Raw genomic sequence first — 16,230 nt, 5'->3', positions numbered from 1 at the left:
TATTCTCTAATTTTGTTCAAAAAAAAGCCCGCTCATTAGGCGGGCTGGGTATCTGGTTGCTTTACGCATGGTGAATACACTGCCCGTTTCAGGAAGTGCGCCACCAACCTTTCAGTACGAAAATCGCTTTCATTGTCGATACCCTTTTTACGTGAACTTGCGTACTAGTTAACTAGTTCGATGGTTAATTGTCAACAGCTCATTTCAGAATATTTGCCAGAACCGTTATGATGACGACGCAAAAAACATTATCCAAAATGGGAGTGCGCCTTGAGCGACACGAATTACGCAGTCATTTATGACCTGCACAGCCATACTACGGCTTCCGATGGCTGCCTGACACCGGAAGCGCTGGTACACCGTGCCGCAGAAATGCGCGTCGGCACCCTGGCGATCACCGACCATGACACCACGGCAGGGATCTCGCCAGCAAGAGAAGAAATTTCACGTTCGGGACTGGCACTGAATCTTATTCCTGGCGTGGAAATTTCCACCGTATGGGAAAATCATGAAATTCATATTGTCGGGTTGAATATTGATATTTCTCATCCGGCAATGTGTGAATTCCTGGCACAGCAAACTGAACGGCGTAATCAGCGGGCGCAGTTAATCGCAGAAAGGCTGGAAAAAGCGCAAATACCGGGCGCGCTGGAAGGGGCGCGAAGACTAGCGCAGGGCGGCGCGGTAACTCGCGGACATTTTGCTCGTTTTCTGGTCGAGTGTGGCAAAGCCAGTTCAATGGCGGACGTCTTTAAAAAATATCTGGCGCGCGGGAAAACCGGATACGTTCCGCCACAGTGGTGTACAATAGAACAAGCTATTGATGTCATTCATCATTCTGGCGGTAAGGCGGTGCTGGCTCATCCAGGGCGGTACAATCTTAGTGCTAAATGGCTGAAAAGATTGGTTGCGCATTTTGCCGAACATCACGGCGACGCGATGGAAGTCGCGCAATGCCAGCAATCGCCCAATGAACGCACCCAACTGGCGACACTTGTACGCCAGCACCATTTATGGGCATCACAAGGCTCTGATTTTCATCAGCCGTGCCCGTGGATTGAACTGGGGCGTAAACTCTGGCTGCCCGCAGGCGTTGAAGGCGTCTGGCAGCTTTGGGAACAGCCACAGAACAAGACAGAGAGGGAAGTATGAGTCAGTTTTTTTATATCCATCCAGATAATCCGCAACAGCGTCTGATCAACCAGGCGGTGGAGATTGTGCGTAAAGGTGGGGTGATTGTTTATCCTACCGATTCAGGCTACGCACTGGGCTGTAAAATTGAAGATAAAAACGCGATGGAGCGTATTTGTCGCATTCGCCAGTTGCCGGACGGTCACAACTTTACCCTGATGTGTCGTGATCTTTCCGAACTCTCGACCTATTCCTTTGTTGATAACGTCGCGTTTCGCCTGATGAAAAACAACACGCCAGGTAACTACACCTTCATCCTGAAGGGAACGAAAGAGGTGCCGCGCCGACTGTTGCAGGAAAAACGTAAAACCATTGGTATGCGCGTGCCATCTAACCCCATCGCCCAGGCATTACTTGAGGTGCTGGGTGAACCGATGCTTTCTACCTCGCTGATGCTACCTGGCAGTGAATTTACCGAATCCGATCCGGAAGAAATTAAAGATCGTCTGGAAAAACAGGTAGATTTGATTATTCACGGCGGCTACCTCGGACAGAAACCGACAACGGTTATCGATCTCACCGATGACACACCAGTCGTAGTGCGTGAAGGCGTAGGTGATGTGAAACCTTTCTTATAAGAAATTGCGTTCCACGGATGGAAGATTATGGCAGGGATATATCGCTGCATTTTGCTGTTGATAGTTGGGCTTTTTTTCTCTTCGTTGAGTTATGCGAAAAACACGGAGATCCCTTCATATGAAGAAGGGATCTCGCTCTTTGATGTTGAAGCCACTCTGCAACCGGATGGGGTGCTCGACATCAAAGAGAATATTTATTTTCAGGCGCGAAATCAGCAGATTAAGCACGGATTTTCTCGTGATTTACCACGACTATGGATGCAGTCTAATGGGGACGCTGCACTGCTGAACTATCGTATTGTTGCCGTTACCCGTGACGGCGTTCCTGAACCCTGGCATCTTGACTGGCATATTGGGTTAATGAGTATTGTCGTGGGCGATAAACAACGTTTCTTGCCTCAAGGCGACTATCATTATCAAATTCATTATCAGGTTAAAAATGCTTTCCTGCGTGAGGGAGATTCTGACCTGCTAATCTGGAACGTGACCGGTAGTAACTGGCCGTTTGAAATCTATAAGACCCGATTTTCACTCAAGTTCTCTAATATTGCGGGTAATCCATTTAGTGAAATCGATATCTTTACCGGAGATGAGGGCGACACATATCGAAATGGCCGCATCCTTGAGGACGGAAGAATTGAATCTCGCGATCCGTTTTATCGAGAAGACTTCACGGTTCTCTACCGTTGGCCTCATGCCTTGCTGGATAATGCCCCGGCACAACACACGACGAATATTTTTAGCCATCTTTTTGGACCCTCAACATCGTCTCTTATCATTTGGTTACCGTGTTTGCTCCTGGCGTGTGGATGGTTATATCTCTGGAAGCGCAGGCCGCAATTTACGCCGGTAGATGTGATTGAAACCGATGTCATTCCGCCAGATTACACGCCCGGAATGTTACGTCTCGATGCGAAGCTGGTTTACGACGATAAAGGTTTTTGTGCCGATATCGTAAATCTGATTGTGAAAGGAAAAATTCATCTGGAAGATCAGTATGACAAAAATCAGCAAACCCTGATCCATGTTAATGAAGGCGCCACCAGAAATAATGCGGTATTACTGCCCGCAGAGCAGTTATTACTGGAAGCGTTATTTCGTAAAGGCGATAAGGTCGTTCTCACGGGGAGACGCAACAGCGTCTTACGCAGAGCATTTTTACGGATGCAGAAATTTTATCTGCCGCGTAAAAAGTCTTCCTTTTACCGACCTGATGCGTTTTTGCAATGGGGGGGAATGGCGATATTGGCGGTCATTCTCTACGGTAATCTGAGTCCCATAGGTTGGGCAGGAATGAGTCTGGTGGGCGATATGTTTATTATGATCTGCTGGCTTCTTCCTTTTTTATTTTGTTCCCTTGAGCTTTTGTTGGCCCGCGATGATGACAAGCCTTGCGTTAATCGTGTAATAATCACTTTGTTTTTACCACTGATTTGTTCAGGCGTGGCCTTCTATTCTCTCTACATCAATGTCGGAGATGTATTCTTTTACTGGTATATGCCAGCGGGTTATTTTAGCGCTGTTTTCCTGACCGGTTATCTCACTGGCATGGGGTATATTTTTCTGCCAAAGTTTACCCAAACTGGGCAGCAACGTTATGCCCATGGTGAAGCTATCGTTAACTATCTTGCGCGTAAAGAGGCGGCAACGCACAGTGGGCGGCGGCGGAAAGGGGAAACACGGAAACTGGATTACGCTTTGTTAGGTTGGGCTATATCGGCAAATTTGGGGAGGGAATGGGTGTTACGCATCGCCCCTTCGCTCTCTTCGGCTATTCGCGCTCCAGAGATTGCCCGTAACGGCGTTTTATTCTCATTACAGACGCACCTGAGTTGCGGGGCCTATACCAGTTTGTTGGGGCGGAGCTATTCCGGTGGTGGTTCTGGCGCTGGTGGCGGTGCGGGAGGTGGAGGCGGTGGTGGTTGGTAACCAAACCGATGTTAATCGAAACAAGCTTTAACCATAAAGATAGTGTAGTATGTTGCGCCTCAAAGCCAGGCCAGTTAAAACGTCGAGTCGTTTACTTAAGGCCTGAAGAGTTCAAACAGACTTTACTATCAGTGAGTCAGATGTAAGTTCTGACTCATTGTTGCACAAAAGCATATCAGACGCCTGGGAAGGCGACACCAAAAGGAAGCTCTATGAGCGAAAAGCTACAGAAAGTGCTGGCGCGTGCCGGCCACGGTTCTCGCCGTGAAATTGAATCTATTATTGAAGCCGGTCGTGTGAGTGTTGATGGCAAAATTGCTAAACTCGGCGATCGCGTTGAAGTTACCCCTGGGCTGAAAATCCGTATCGATGGTCACCTGATTTCGGTACGCGAGTCCGCTGAACAAATTTGTCGCGTTCTGGCCTATTACAAGCCAGAAGGCGAGTTGTGTACTCGTAATGACCCGGAAGGGCGTCCGACCGTGTTTGATCGTCTGCCGAAGCTGCGTGGGGCGCGCTGGATTGCCGTTGGCCGTCTCGACGTTAACACCTGTGGTCTGTTGCTGTTCACCACCGATGGTGAACTGGCAAACCGCTTAATGCACCCAAGCCGTGAAGTTGAACGTGAATATGCCGTGCGTGTATTTGGTCAGGTTGACGATGCAAAACTGCGTGATTTGAGTCGCGGCGTGCAACTGGAAGATGGTCCGGCAGCCTTTAAAACCATCAAGTTCAGTGGCGGTGAAGGGATCAACCAGTGGTATAACGTCACTCTTACCGAGGGCCGTAACCGTGAGGTTCGTCGTCTTTGGGAAGCGGTTGGCGTGCAGGTTAGCCGCCTGATTCGTGTGCGCTACGGTGATATTCCACTGCCGAAAGGCCTGCCACGCGGTGGCTGGACGGAGCTGGATCTCGCTCAGACTAACTATTTGCGTGAACTGGTGGAACTGCCGCCAGAAACCAGTTCTAAAGTTGCCGTAGAAAAAGATCGTCGTCGTATGAAGGCGAATCAAATTCGACGTGCGGTGAAACGTCACAGTCAGGTGAGTGGCGGTCGTCGTTCTGGCGGACGTAATAATAACGGTTAATTTACGTTAAGTATAAAATAAAGGCCCTGCGGGGCCTTTTCTTCATTTGAAGCATGATAAATAGTCGCAGCATTTTAATTTAATTTCATACTTGCTTATGAATAATGCCCGGAAATAGCCACATTACTATTTAATTATCTGAGATAAACTCAACGTCAAGAGGTGGGTTATGATTAGATATAGTGGAGTATTTCTATCGCTGTTAATGATTTCAGGTTGTGCAACCGATGCTTTGAAAAATGAACAAGCTGAAACTGTTATTACTGCGGGTAACAAGGCGGTGGCGGCGAATGCAAGTTTCTTTAAACAATACTATGCTTCTCGTGAAAACTTTCTTGTTAATTTTTATGCGACTAATCCGGAGTGTGCACCCCGACCAGATTATGAGGTAGTTATTGAAAACAGTACCAGTAATGAGTCATTGTGTCAGCAACCTGGAGATAAGCACAAAAAATCTCAAGAAGATCTTTTTACTACAAAGATAGTCACTACTGAAAAAGAAAGATTGCTGGCTTCTATGGAAATCATTAGCAGTATGAGTTCTTATGTCGAACTTTTGAATGAGGATTTAGATGTAAAAGACAGCAAACAGTTCATATTGCTTAAACAAGCTCTGGATCACGCGAATAATGCGGGGGCACTTCTGGGCATCAATGATGGTGGAACATTAACAAAATCTGCAGCAGCGGTTAAAGATTTAGTGGTTTATTTCAATGGGTTGTATAATACCAGGGTAAGCGCAGGGAATATAGGTAGTACGGTAAATAATCATTGGCAAAGAATAAAAAATGATCTAACTGATATACGAAACGATATCGCGACAAAAGGTAAACAAACCGGAAGAAATACCTTTGCGACGGTACATAATAATCTCGTTTATTACAATGCCTCCTTAAAAAAAGGAGGAGGTAATGAATTTAAGACATTGAAGAGCAGACAAGAATTCCTGGCTGCGATTATCAGCATTAATGAAACACGTCTTCGTGCAGCAGATCCTGCAATTCCAGCAATACAAGCACTGAACTCATTTCTTGACGAGGGGAATCACCTTAAGGATTTATACACTAATAAAACACGCACAGCGGCTGAACAAAAAAGGCTAAATGAAATATTACGTGCACAAGTAATTAGTGGGTTAAAGGCGTCTGAGGGGCTGGCAAAACTACTTATTGCTAGCGGAATAATGTTATAGGAGGCTTTTTATGAACGATGTACAAAATCGTAGAATACTGGCATTACTCGACATGCTGTATAATACCCTGGGCAATAAAACCACATGTAAGGTTTGTCATAAATATTTTATCCTTATCCTCTCGATTATGAACAACCTGACGATTAACTATGGTTCTGAAACCTCACCAGAGTTAAGCGGAATTAGTTATGAAGATGCGAATGCGTTAATTACTGAACTGATATTATTTATTGAAGATGTTGACGCTGAGAATCATGAAGCATATCCGGGACATTTGAATGAGATTAAACGCATTCTGAATTTCGCTATTGCCGCTTGAATATAATTATGATTAAAGCACCTCAAGAGGCAATCTTTTGAGGTGCTTTCACTTAATAATCAATCCCGATTTGTGCCTTAACTCCTGCATCAAACGCATGTTTGACGGGGCGTAATTCACTGACGGTATCTGCCAGTTCAAGTATATCCCGATGACAGCCACGACCCGTGATAATCACCGTTTGCTGATGTGGACGCTCATTTAAGGCTTGCACCACTTCTTCCAGTGGCAAATAGTCATACGCCACCATATACGTCAGCTCATCGAGCAAAACCATATCCAGCGAGGAATCAGCCAGCATTCGCTTTGCATGTTGCCAGACTTCACGGCAGGCAGCGGTATCAGCTTCGCGGTTTTGCGTATCCCAGGTAAAACCTGTTGCCATCACCTGAAACTCGACGCCGTGTGGTTCCAGTAGATTGCGCTCGCCGTTAGGCCAGGTGCCTTTAATAAACTGCACGACGCCCACTTTTTTTCCGTGACCTACCGCGCGTGTTGCCGTACCAAATGCCGCAGTGGTTTTGCCTTTTCCATTGCCAGTAAAAACAATAATAATGCCGCGCTCATCCTGGGCCTGCGCCACGCGGGCATCCACTTTTTCTTTAACACGTTGCTGACGCTGTTGGTAGCGTTCGTCACTCATTGGGAAATTCCTGGTTTACGGCCCGGTTGGGCGTCAAAGGTCATACCGGTTTTACGGCGGCTGTCATCGCCCATCAGCCAGAGGTATAGCGGCATGATATCGGCGGGTGTTTTGAGCTTCAGCGGATCTTCCGTAGGGAAGGCACTGGCACGCATGGCGGTGCGCGTACCGCCCGGGTTAATGCAGTTCACACGCAGACGCTGCTGATATTCATCGGCCAGTACCTGCATCATCCCTTCGGTGGCAAATTTAGAGGCAGCATATGCGCCCCAGTTGGCACGCCCCTGACGTCCAACGCTTGATGAGGTAAAGACCAGCGAACCGGCGTCCGATTTGAGTAATAAAGGAAGAAGTGCCTGGGTCAGCATAAAGGTAGCATTTACGTTGACCTGCATGACATCCTGCCAGACCTGCGGATTTTGTTCGCTCATCGGGCAAACTTCGCCAAGCAATCCGGCATTATGCAGAACGCCGTCCAGACGCGGATAATTAACGGCAATGCGCTGTGCCAGTTGATGGCAATCTTCGGATGTGCAGGTCAGCAAATCGAGAATAAACCACTGTGGCTGGTGTCCGGTCTCTTCGAACATACGCCGGGCGACCTGACGTAATTTTTCTTCGTTACGACCCAGCAAAATCACCGTCGCGCCATAACGCGCATAAGTCTGAGCGGCTTCACGACCAATTCCGTCGCTGGCACCGGTCACCAGGATAATACGATCATTGAGTAAATCTTGTTTTGGTTGGTAATGCATGGCTACTCCTCAACGACATTATCCGTCGCGTTGCCAGTGTACTTATGACTTTGAGGGGTTATGCCTTAAACAGAGGCGCATTTCAATCAGCCAGGAGCGATAACGCCGTAAAATGAATACTTTGTCATACTTTCTCGTCAAGAATATCTCTGCGAGACGGCTTAACATGCCTGTTGTAAACTGTGAAGCAAAGCGTTGTTTAACCAAGGTGGGACTCGTGGAATTGTTGTCTGAATATGGTTTGTTTTTGGCGAAAATTGTCACTGTTGTGGTGGCGATTGCGGCTATTGCCGCCATTATTGTCAATGTTGCCCAACGTAATAAGCGCCAGCGTGGCGAGTTACGGGTTAATAATCTCAGCGAACAATATAAGGAGATGAAAGAAGAACTGGCCGCAGCGCTGATGGATACACATCAGCAAAAACAGTGGCATAAAGCGCAGAAGAAAAAGCACAAGCAAGAAGCGAAAGCAGCGAAAGCGAGAGCCAAACTGGGCGAGGTGGTGACTGACAGTAAGCCCCGTGTCTGGGTGCTGGATTTCAAAGGCAGCATGGACGCGCATGAAGTGAACTCGCTGCGTGAAGAGGTCACTGCGGTACTCGCGGCATTTAAGCCGCGTGACCAGGTGGTTTTGCGTCTGGAAAGCCCCGGCGGTATGGTTCATGGTTACGGTCTGGCAGCCTCGCAGTTGCAGCGTCTGCGCGATAAAAACATTCCTTTAACCGTTACGGTAGACAAAGTGGCTGCCAGCGGCGGCTACATGATGGCCTGTGTTGCGGATAAAATTGTTTCCGCACCGTTTGCCATTGTTGGCTCCATCGGTGTGGTGGCGCAAATGCCCAACTTTAACCGCTTCCTGAAAAGTAAAGATATTGATATCGAACTGCATACTGCCGGGCAATATAAGCGGACGTTGACATTGCTGGGTGAAAACACCGAAGAAGGGCGTGAGAAATTCCGTGAAGAACTGAACGAAACACATCAGCTATTTAAAGCTTTTGTAAAACGTATGCGTCCGTCTCTGGATATTGAAGAGGTGGCTACTGGCGAACACTGGTACGGGCAACAGGCGGTAGAGAAAGGTCTGGTTGACGAAATAAACACCAGTGATGAAGTGATTCTGAGTCTGATGGAAGGCCGTGAAGTGGTTAACGTGCGTTATATGCAGCGTAAACGGTTAATAGACCGATTTACCGGCAGTGCGGCAGAGAGCGTCGACCGATTGTTGTTACGCTGGTGGCAGCGCGGGCAAAAGCCTTTGATGTAAAAGACAAACGCGAGGTTCAGGCCTCGCGTTTTGCTTTAATCTACCAGATGATATTTTTCCGAGAGCACGTGAGCCAGGTGTTTAAACATATTAAACACCGCGGTGCTTTTCGCAGTCGGCAATCCTTGTTCATCTAAAAAGTAATCGCCGGTAAACACCAGTACGCCATTACGCTGCGTAACGCCGGTGGCTTCAATTCCTGCGAGCGTATCCTCATGCTCACGAATGATTTTGTTGGCCTCTTTCAACAGCGTTTCGCGGTCGATGGGTTGTGTCTCTTTGTTCATTATTTACTCCTTAAACAAGGACATTAGTCTACGCCAGGCATGGCTTGCAGACAAATATACCACGCTGGCGTCAGGTGCGCCTTACTGGCAACTTTGGATTTTGCATGCTAATAAAGTTGCGTAACGGATTTTATCAGGTACAGTGTGACGCTTTCGTCAATCTGGCAATAGATTTGCTTGACATTCGACCAAAATTCCGTCGTGCTATAGCGCCTGTAGGCAAAGACCTGCTAACTCAGTCACCTGAATTTTCGTGAACAGAGTCACGACAAGGGGTTGATATCCGCAGAGAGCGAGTCCATATCGGTAACTCGTTGCCAGTGGAAGGTTTATCAATGTGCGACGCATTCCTGGAAGAATCAAATTAGGTAAGGTGAATATGGGTAAAGCTCTTGTCATCGTTGAGTCCCCGGCAAAAGCCAAAACGATCAACAAGTATCTGGGTAGTGACTACGTGGTGAAATCCAGCGTCGGTCACATCCGCGATTTGCCGACCAGTGGCTCAACTACTAAAAAGAGTGCCGACTCTACCTCCACCAAGACGGCTAAAAAGCCTAAAAAGGATGAACGTGGCGCTCTCGTCAACCGTATGGGGGTTGACCCGTGGCACAATTGGGAGGCGCACTATGAAGTGTTGCCTGGTAAAGAGAAGGTCGTCTCTGAACTGAAACAACTGGCTGAAAAAGCCGACCACATCTATCTCGCAACCGACCTTGACCGCGAAGGGGAAGCCATTGCATGGCACCTGCGGGAAGTGATTGGTGGTGATGATGCGCGCTATAGCCGGGTGGTGTTTAACGAAATTACTAAAAACGCGATCCGCCAGGCTTTCAACAAACCTGGTGAGCTGAATATTGATCGTGTTAATGCCCAGCAGGCGCGTCGCTTTATGGATCGTGTGGTGGGTTATATGGTTTCTCCGCTGCTGTGGAAAAAGATTGCTCGCGGTCTTTCTGCCGGGCGTGTGCAATCAGTGGCGGTTCGCCTGGTGGTCGAGCGTGAACGAGAAATTAAAGCGTTCGTACCGGAAGAGTTCTGGGAGGTGGATGCCAGCACGACCACACCATCAGGCGAAGCGTTGGCCTTGCAGGTGACCCATCAGAACGACAAACCGTTCCGCCCGGCGACTAAAGAACAAACTCAGGCAGCGGTAAGTCTGCTGGAAAAAGCGCGCTATAGCGTGCTGGAACGTGAAGACAAACCGACAACCAGTAAACCTGGCGCGCCTTTTATTACTTCCACATTGCAACAGGCTGCCAGTACCCGTCTTGGTTTTGGCGTGAAAAAAACCATGATGATGGCGCAGCGTCTGTATGAAGCTGGCTATATCACTTACATGCGTACCGACTCCACTAACCTGAGTCAGGACGCGGTAAATATGGTTCGTGGATATATTAGCGATAATTTCGGTAAGAAATATCTGCCGGAAAGCCCGAACCAATACGCCAGCAAAGAAAACTCTCAAGAAGCGCACGAAGCGATTCGTCCTTCTGACGTCAATGTAATGGCAGAATCGCTGAAAGATATGGAAGCGGATGCGCAGAAACTGTACCAGTTAATCTGGCGTCAGTTCGTTGCATGTCAGATGACCCCGGCGAAATATGACTCCACCACGCTGACCGTTGGCGCAGGTGATTTCCGCCTGAAAGCGCGCGGACGTATTTTGCGTTTCGACGGTTGGACGAAAGTGATGCCCGCGCTGCGTAAAGGCGATGAAGATCGTATTTTACCGGCTGTCGATAAAGGTGACTCACTGTCGCTTGTTGAGCTGACACCTGCTCAGCACTTTACCAAACCGCCAGCCCGTTTCAGTGAAGCTTCGCTGGTTAAAGAACTGGAAAAACGCGGTATTGGTCGTCCTTCCACCTATGCGTCGATCATTTCGACCATTCAGGATCGTGGTTATGTGCGCGTAGAAAACCGTCGTTTCTATGCGGAAAAAATGGGTGAGATCGTAACTGATCGCCTGGAAGAAAATTTCCGTGAGTTAATGAACTACGACTTTACCGCGCAGATGGAAAACAGCCTCGACCAGGTGGCGAATCACGAAGCAGAGTGGAAAGCCGTACTGGATCACTTCTTCTCGGATTTCACCCAGCAGCTCGATAAAGCGGAAAAAGATCCGGAAGAGGGCGGTATGCGGCCGAACCAGATGGTTCTGACCAGTATCGATTGCCCGACCTGTGGCCGCAAAATGGGTATTCGTACTGCCAGTACCGGGGTATTCCTCGGCTGTTCCGGCTATGCGCTACCGCCGAAAGAGCGTTGCAAAACCACCATCAACCTGGTGCCGGAAAACGAAGTGCTTAACGTGCTGGAAGGCGAAGATGCTGAAACCAACGCGCTGCGCGCCAAACGTCGTTGCCAGAAGTGTGGCACGGCGATGGATAGCTATCTCATCGATCCGAAACGTAAATTGCATGTCTGTGGTAATAACCCAACCTGCGACGGTTACGAGATCGAAGAGGGCGAATTCCGCATTAAAGGTTATGACGGCCCGATCGTTGAGTGTGAAAAATGTGGTTCTGAAATGCATCTGAAAATGGGGCGTTTCGGTAAATACATGGCCTGCACTAACGAAGAGTGTAAAAACACGCGTAAGATTTTACGTAACGGTGAAGTCGCGCCGCCGAAAGAAGATCCGGTTCCGCTGCCAGAATTACCGTGCGAAAAATCGGATGCTTATTTCGTGCTGCGTGATGGTGCTGCCGGTGTGTTCCTGGCTGCCAATACCTTCCCGAAATCACGTGAAACGCGTGCACCGTTGGTGGAAGAGCTTTATCGCTTCCGCGACCGTTTACCGGAAAAATTGCGTTATCTGGCCGATGCGCCGCAGCAGGATCCGGAAGGTAATAAGACAATGGTTCGCTTTAGCCGTAAAACCAAACAGCAATATGTCTCTTCGGAAAAAGATGGAAAGGCAACTGGCTGGTCAGCATTTTATGTAGATGGCAAATGGGTTGAAGGGAAAAAATAACCTTTAACTTTTTCCGGTTTTTATAAACAAAGGGTCGCGAAAACGGCCCTTTTTTATTACATATTATTTTTTCTGCACACCTATACACTAAAGCTATAAATGATATAGTGGTTATAGTTATCGCTTTTTTTATTATTAAATCGTATTAGTCACCCGCCAGGTGTGACGAAAAAACGATGTTCAGATGGCGTCTAAGTGGATGGTTTAACATGAAATTACAACAACTTCGCTATATTGTTGAGGTGGTCAATCATAACCTGAATGTCTCATCAACGGCTGAAGGACTTTACACATCACAACCTGGGATCAGTAAGCAAGTCAGAATGCTGGAAGATGAGTTGGGCATTCAAATTTTTTCCCGCAGCGGCAAGCATTTGACGCAGGTTACTCCAGCCGGGCAGGAAATAATTCGTATTGCTCGTGAAGTCCTGTCGAAAGTAGATGCCATTAAATCGGTTGCCGGAGAGCACACCTGGCCAGATAAAGGCTCATTATATATTGCCACTACTCACACTCAGGCACGCTATGCGTTACCAAACGTCATCAAAGGTTTTATTGAGCGTTATCCTCGCGTTTCTTTGCATATGCACCAGGGATCACCGACACAAATTGCCGATGCAGTCTCTAAAGGTAATGCCGATTTCGCTATTGCCACGGAAGCACTTCATTTGTATGAAGATTTGGTGATGCTGCCATGCTATCACTGGAACCGGGCTATTGTAGTGACCCCGGACCACCCACTGGCAGGCAAAAATGCAATCACCATTGAAGAACTGGCGCAGTATCCGTTGGTGACGTATACCTTCGGTTTTACCGGACGCTCTGAACTGGATACCGCTTTTAACCGCGCAGGGTTGACGCCGCGTATCGTCTTCACGGCAACGGATGCTGATGTCATTAAAACCTACGTCCGGTTGGGACTGGGGGTAGGGGTGATTGCCAGCATGGCGGTCGACCCGGTTGCTGACCCTGACCTGGTTCGTGTCGATGCACACGACATTTTCAGCCATAGCACAACCAAAATTGGTTTTCGTCGCAGTACGTTTTTACGCAGTTATATGTATGATTTCATTCAGCGTTTTGCCCCTCATTTAACGCGAGACGTCGTTGATGCCGCTGTGGCACTGCGTTCTAATGAAGAAATTGAGGTCATGTTTAAAGATATCAAGTTGCCTGAAAAATAATTACCTGCGTTATTTCCGGCACCTTTATGTTACCAGGGGCCGGAATATATTCTCTGCTCCTTCTTATTCGTACGCACCCACAATATAATTACCCCTGAAATCTTTATGGTAAATCGATCATAAAGTAGTGCCTAATTACCCGCCTCGCAAACTTCAATCTTCAAATATCTATATCAGGTCAAAAGATTGAATTATTCACTGGATACGATTCGTAAATTAGCTGGATTTTTGGCTAAAGTTTCATTAGGATTTGTCTCATCGTTTGATTAATTTTACCAATTGGTTAGCGTCTTACTGATAAGTGATGGCGATCATATGAGGTTAGCAATGCCTTCTGGAAATCAGGAACCCCGCCGGGACCCTGAATTAAAACGCAAAGCCTGGCGTGCAGTATTTCTTGGTTCTGCACTCTTCTGGGTGGTTGTCGCACTACTGATATGGAAAGTGTGGGGATAACGATGGTTGTTCAGGAGCAGCATCAGGAATCGTCACCATTATGTCAGCATAGTGACAACGAAATGGAAACGAAACGAGAATGTTCCGTCGTTATTCCAGATGACTGGAAACTAACGTCGCAGCAGCAAGCCTTTATAGAGATGTTTGCTGAAGATGATCAGCAGAAACAATAATTATCATCATTCTTATTATCCGATATATTCGTGAATTAAACGCTTTTTAATACACCACTGCAATAAAAGGTTGAGTAATTTCAACATAAAGTAATAACAAATAAAGGGTGTAGCCTATGATCATCACAAATACGAAATACTGGTCCTGGATGGGCGCATTTTCTCTGTCGATACTCTTCTGGTCCGAACTCATCTGGATAGTTGCTCACTAATCTCTGACCTCGCTGCGGCGAGGTTTTTCTTTGTGTGCCGGGCATGTTCAGCAGCTCGGGGGTGAAAGTCCCCTGTCCAGCCTGATGGTGGCGAAGGACTAGCGAAGCGCAAGGGCGTCGTCGTGAGGCGGGGTCTGAAGGAAGCGTGAAGCAAATCCATGACCTGACGAACAGAAATCCGATACGAGGCCTACCCGGTTGGCGGAGCAAGCAAAGAATTGCGAAGGCCATAACCATCAAGAACCGGGGTGGTAAATCGGACAGGTGTGTGGTGAAGGCGGCTGAACTTACCCCGGGAGGCCTGTCCGTCGTTCTGTATCCAGAACTGAGCGTACCGTAAGGGGCGCTGACCGGCGGACAGGAGTCAGCAGAGGGCATAGTAGGGCATGACACCCGAAGGCCCGAACGGTAATGAGTGACGAGTATCAACGGAGGTTCTGAACGGTCATGCAGCAGAAAACGCATCGCGACCCTGAGGCCGGGGAACGGGGTGAAGCCCCGAACGCCGCCCTTCCGGGGGCTGAAACCGTGCAGGCACCGACGAACAGAGAAAGTCCGTCGTCAACAGTGTGGCTGATGGAAGCCATTTGTGAACCAGTCAATCTCAGGCAAGCCCTGAAAAGAGTTAAAGCCAACAAAGGTGCAGCGGGAGTCGATGGTATGCGCGTAAGCGAACTGCCGGACTACCTGAGGCACCACTGGCCAGAGCTGAAAGCGCAACTGCTGTCCGGCAGATACCGCCCATCTCCTGTGAGAAGAGTGTCCATACCGAAGCCCGGCGGCGGCGGACGTCTGCTGGGCATCCCGACGGTGGTGGATCGCTTCATCCAGCAGGCGATGATGCAGGTATTGCAGGCACAGTGGGATAGCTCGTTCAGCGACAGCAGCTACGGGTTCCGTCCCGGTCGTTCGGCCCACCAGGCAGTGATACAAGCCCGGGAACATATCGGGGCCGGGTATCACTGGGTGGTCGACCTCGATCTGGAGAAGTTCTTCGACCGGGTAAATCACGATGTGCTGATGAGCCGGATAGAGAAACGAGTATCGGATAAACGGGTGTTGTCACTTATCCGCAGGTTCCTGAATGTAGGGGTGATGGACGCAGGTCTGGTAAGGCCGGTGACAGAAGGAACGCCGCAGGGCGGCCCACTGTCGCCGCTGCTATCGAACCTGCTGCTTGACGACCTCGACAAGGAACTGGAGAAACGTGGTCTGAAGTTCGTGCGGTACGCAGACGACTGTAATGTCTACGTGAAAAGCGAACGGGCAGGCAACCGGATCATGGCGGGGTTGACGCACTGGCTGAGCCATAAACTGAAGCTGAAGGTCAACGCGAAGAAGAGTGCTGTAGCACGCCCTGAAACGCGCAAGTTCTTTGGATACAGCTTCATAAGGGGGCGGAAGGTATGGTGCGTGGTATCGCCGGAGTCGATAAAACGGTTCAAAATGCGGATAAGAGCACTGACCGGACGCAACACAGGGAGAAGCCTTGAACAGCTAACCCAGCCGCTAAGACGATATCTGACGGGCTGGAAAAGTTACTACGGGCTGAACCAGAGGCCATCGCTGATGCGAGAGCTGAACGGATGGATAAGGCGCAGGCTGCGAAGCATACTCTGGAAACAGTGGAAAACGGGCCGCAACCGCTTCAGGGAGTTGCGCAGTCGAGGCGTAATCAAGGACCTTGCGGCGCAAACAGCAGGAAGCTGCCATAAAGAGTGGCGGATAAGCTGTAGTCCGGCACTGAATATAGCACTCCCCAATAAGCTGTTCTCCAGACTGGGCCTGCCAGAAGTATAGGCAGGCGACGATCAACATAACCGAACCGCCGTATACGGCCCCGTACGTACGGTGGTGTGGGAGGAAGCTGATCGTGAGATCAGCTCCTATCCCGATTTATCCCTGTAAGGCCTCTCCTCTTTTATCAATTTGGGTTGTTATCAAATCGTTACGCAGTGTTTGTGTTATCTTTAATATTC

Annotated in this window: 17 protein-coding genes and 1 other annotated feature; of the genes, 13 read left to right on the top strand and 4 right to left on the bottom strand. The window is 48.6% G+C overall.

What is annotated here, in order from left to right; all coding sequences use genetic code 11:
* Positions 1-18 precede the first annotated feature (18 nt).
* Positions 19-112, bottom strand: a sequence feature (Trp leader region).
* The gene (gene trpL, locus A1SC_RS23255) at positions 89-133 is read right to left on the bottom strand and encodes a trp operon leader peptide (protein ID WP_001700591.1); all 45 of its coding nucleotides are present in this window, start codon (positions 131-133) and stop codon (positions 89-91) included. Its footprint overlaps the feature before it by 24 nt.
* Positions 134-270: 137 nt before the next feature.
* On the opposite strand from trpL, the gene rnm reads away from it, so the two are divergent.
* From rnm to A1SC_RS16220, 6 genes are all read left to right on the top strand, one after another.
* Positions 271-1,152, top strand: a complete 882-nt coding sequence (gene rnm / locus A1SC_RS16195; RefSeq protein WP_001285652.1) for an RNase RNM — start codon at positions 271-273, stop codon at positions 1,150-1,152.
* Complete coding sequence (locus tag A1SC_RS16200; RefSeq protein WP_001516499.1) at positions 1,149-1,769, top strand: L-threonylcarbamoyladenylate synthase; 621 nt, start codon at positions 1,149-1,151, stop codon at positions 1,767-1,769. Before rnm ends, A1SC_RS16200 begins: the two co-directional genes overlap by 4 nt.
* A gap of 27 nt (positions 1,770-1,796) precedes the next feature.
* Entirely contained in the window at positions 1,797-3,698 is a 1,902-nt protein-coding gene (locus A1SC_RS16205) for a DUF2207 domain-containing protein (RefSeq protein WP_016262054.1), read from the top strand.
* 212 nt (positions 3,699-3,910) lie between these two features.
* The gene (gene rluB / locus A1SC_RS16210; protein ID WP_001291217.1) at positions 3,911-4,786 is read left to right on the top strand and encodes a 23S rRNA pseudouridine(2605) synthase RluB; all 876 of its coding nucleotides are present in this window, start codon (positions 3,911-3,913) and stop codon (positions 4,784-4,786) included.
* A gap of 169 nt (positions 4,787-4,955) precedes the next feature.
* A complete protein-coding gene (locus tag A1SC_RS16215) occupies positions 4,956-5,978 on the top strand; it encodes a hypothetical protein (protein ID WP_001516497.1) in 1,023 nt (340 codons plus the stop codon).
* 10 nt (positions 5,979-5,988) lie between these two features.
* A complete protein-coding gene (locus A1SC_RS16220; RefSeq protein ID WP_001516496.1) occupies positions 5,989-6,297 on the top strand; it encodes a hypothetical protein in 309 nt (102 codons plus the stop codon).
* A 52-nt stretch (positions 6,298-6,349) separates the two neighbouring features.
* Here A1SC_RS16220 and cobO read toward each other — a convergent pair whose 3' ends face one another.
* Together cobO and A1SC_RS16230 are read right to left on the bottom strand one after the other, a co-directional pair.
* A complete protein-coding gene (gene cobO, locus A1SC_RS16225; RefSeq protein ID WP_001516495.1) occupies positions 6,350-6,940 on the bottom strand; it encodes a cob(I)yrinic acid a,c-diamide adenosyltransferase in 591 nt (196 codons plus the stop codon).
* Positions 6,937-7,695 carry a YciK family oxidoreductase gene (locus A1SC_RS16230; RefSeq protein ID WP_000559299.1) on the bottom strand — a complete coding sequence of 253 codons (759 nt, stop codon included), beginning with the start codon at positions 7,693-7,695 and terminating at the stop codon, positions 6,937-6,939. The genes cobO and A1SC_RS16230 overlap by 4 nt, the downstream gene beginning before the upstream one ends.
* A 217-nt stretch (positions 7,696-7,912) precedes the next feature.
* On the opposite strand from A1SC_RS16230, the gene sohB reads away from it, so the two are divergent.
* On the top strand, positions 7,913-8,962 hold the full coding sequence (gene sohB, locus A1SC_RS16235; protein ID WP_000422073.1) for a protease SohB: 1,050 nt from the start codon (positions 7,913-7,915) through the stop codon (positions 8,960-8,962).
* Positions 8,963-8,997: 35 nt separating this feature from the next.
* Here sohB and A1SC_RS16240 read toward each other — a convergent pair whose 3' ends face one another.
* Positions 8,998-9,249, bottom strand: a complete 252-nt coding sequence (locus A1SC_RS16240; protein ID WP_001031530.1) for a YciN family protein — start codon at positions 9,247-9,249, stop codon at positions 8,998-9,000.
* 379 nt (positions 9,250-9,628) lie between these two features.
* On the opposite strand from A1SC_RS16240, the gene topA reads away from it, so the two are divergent.
* From topA to ltrA, 6 genes are all read left to right on the top strand, one after another.
* Positions 9,629-12,226: a type I DNA topoisomerase gene (gene topA / locus A1SC_RS16245; RefSeq protein ID WP_001516492.1), complete on the top strand. Its 2,598-nt coding sequence runs from the start codon at positions 9,629-9,631 to the stop codon at positions 12,224-12,226.
* A 209-nt stretch (positions 12,227-12,435) separates the two neighbouring features.
* Positions 12,436-13,410, top strand: coding sequence for an HTH-type transcriptional regulator CysB (gene cysB / locus A1SC_RS16250; protein ID WP_000776256.1), 975 nt, complete (start codon positions 12,436-12,438; stop codon positions 13,408-13,410).
* Between the two features lie 315 nt (positions 13,411-13,725).
* On the top strand, positions 13,726-13,866 hold the full coding sequence (locus A1SC_RS16255; RefSeq protein ID WP_077627674.1) for a YmiA family putative membrane protein: 141 nt from the start codon (positions 13,726-13,728) through the stop codon (positions 13,864-13,866).
* A gap of 2 nt (positions 13,867-13,868) precedes the next feature.
* Entirely contained in the window at positions 13,869-14,039 is a 171-nt protein-coding gene (yciX, locus tag A1SC_RS16260) for a protein YciX (RefSeq protein WP_000261428.1), read from the top strand.
* A gap of 116 nt (positions 14,040-14,155) precedes the next feature.
* On the top strand, positions 14,156-14,251 hold the full coding sequence (gene ymiC / locus A1SC_RS24990) for a small membrane protein YmiC (protein ID WP_122983110.1): 96 nt from the start codon (positions 14,156-14,158) through the stop codon (positions 14,249-14,251).
* Between the two features lie 447 nt (positions 14,252-14,698).
* A complete protein-coding gene (ltrA, locus tag A1SC_RS16265; protein WP_016262053.1) occupies positions 14,699-16,051 on the top strand; it encodes a group II intron reverse transcriptase/maturase in 1,353 nt (450 codons plus the stop codon).
* Positions 16,052-16,230: the final 179 nt, after the last annotated feature.

The sequence above is a fragment of the Escherichia sp. KTE52 genome (assembly GCF_000408325.1).
GTDB lineage: Bacteria > Pseudomonadota > Gammaproteobacteria > Enterobacterales > Enterobacteriaceae > Escherichia > Escherichia marmotae.
This window is presented reverse-complemented; position numbering and strand designations above follow the sequence as displayed.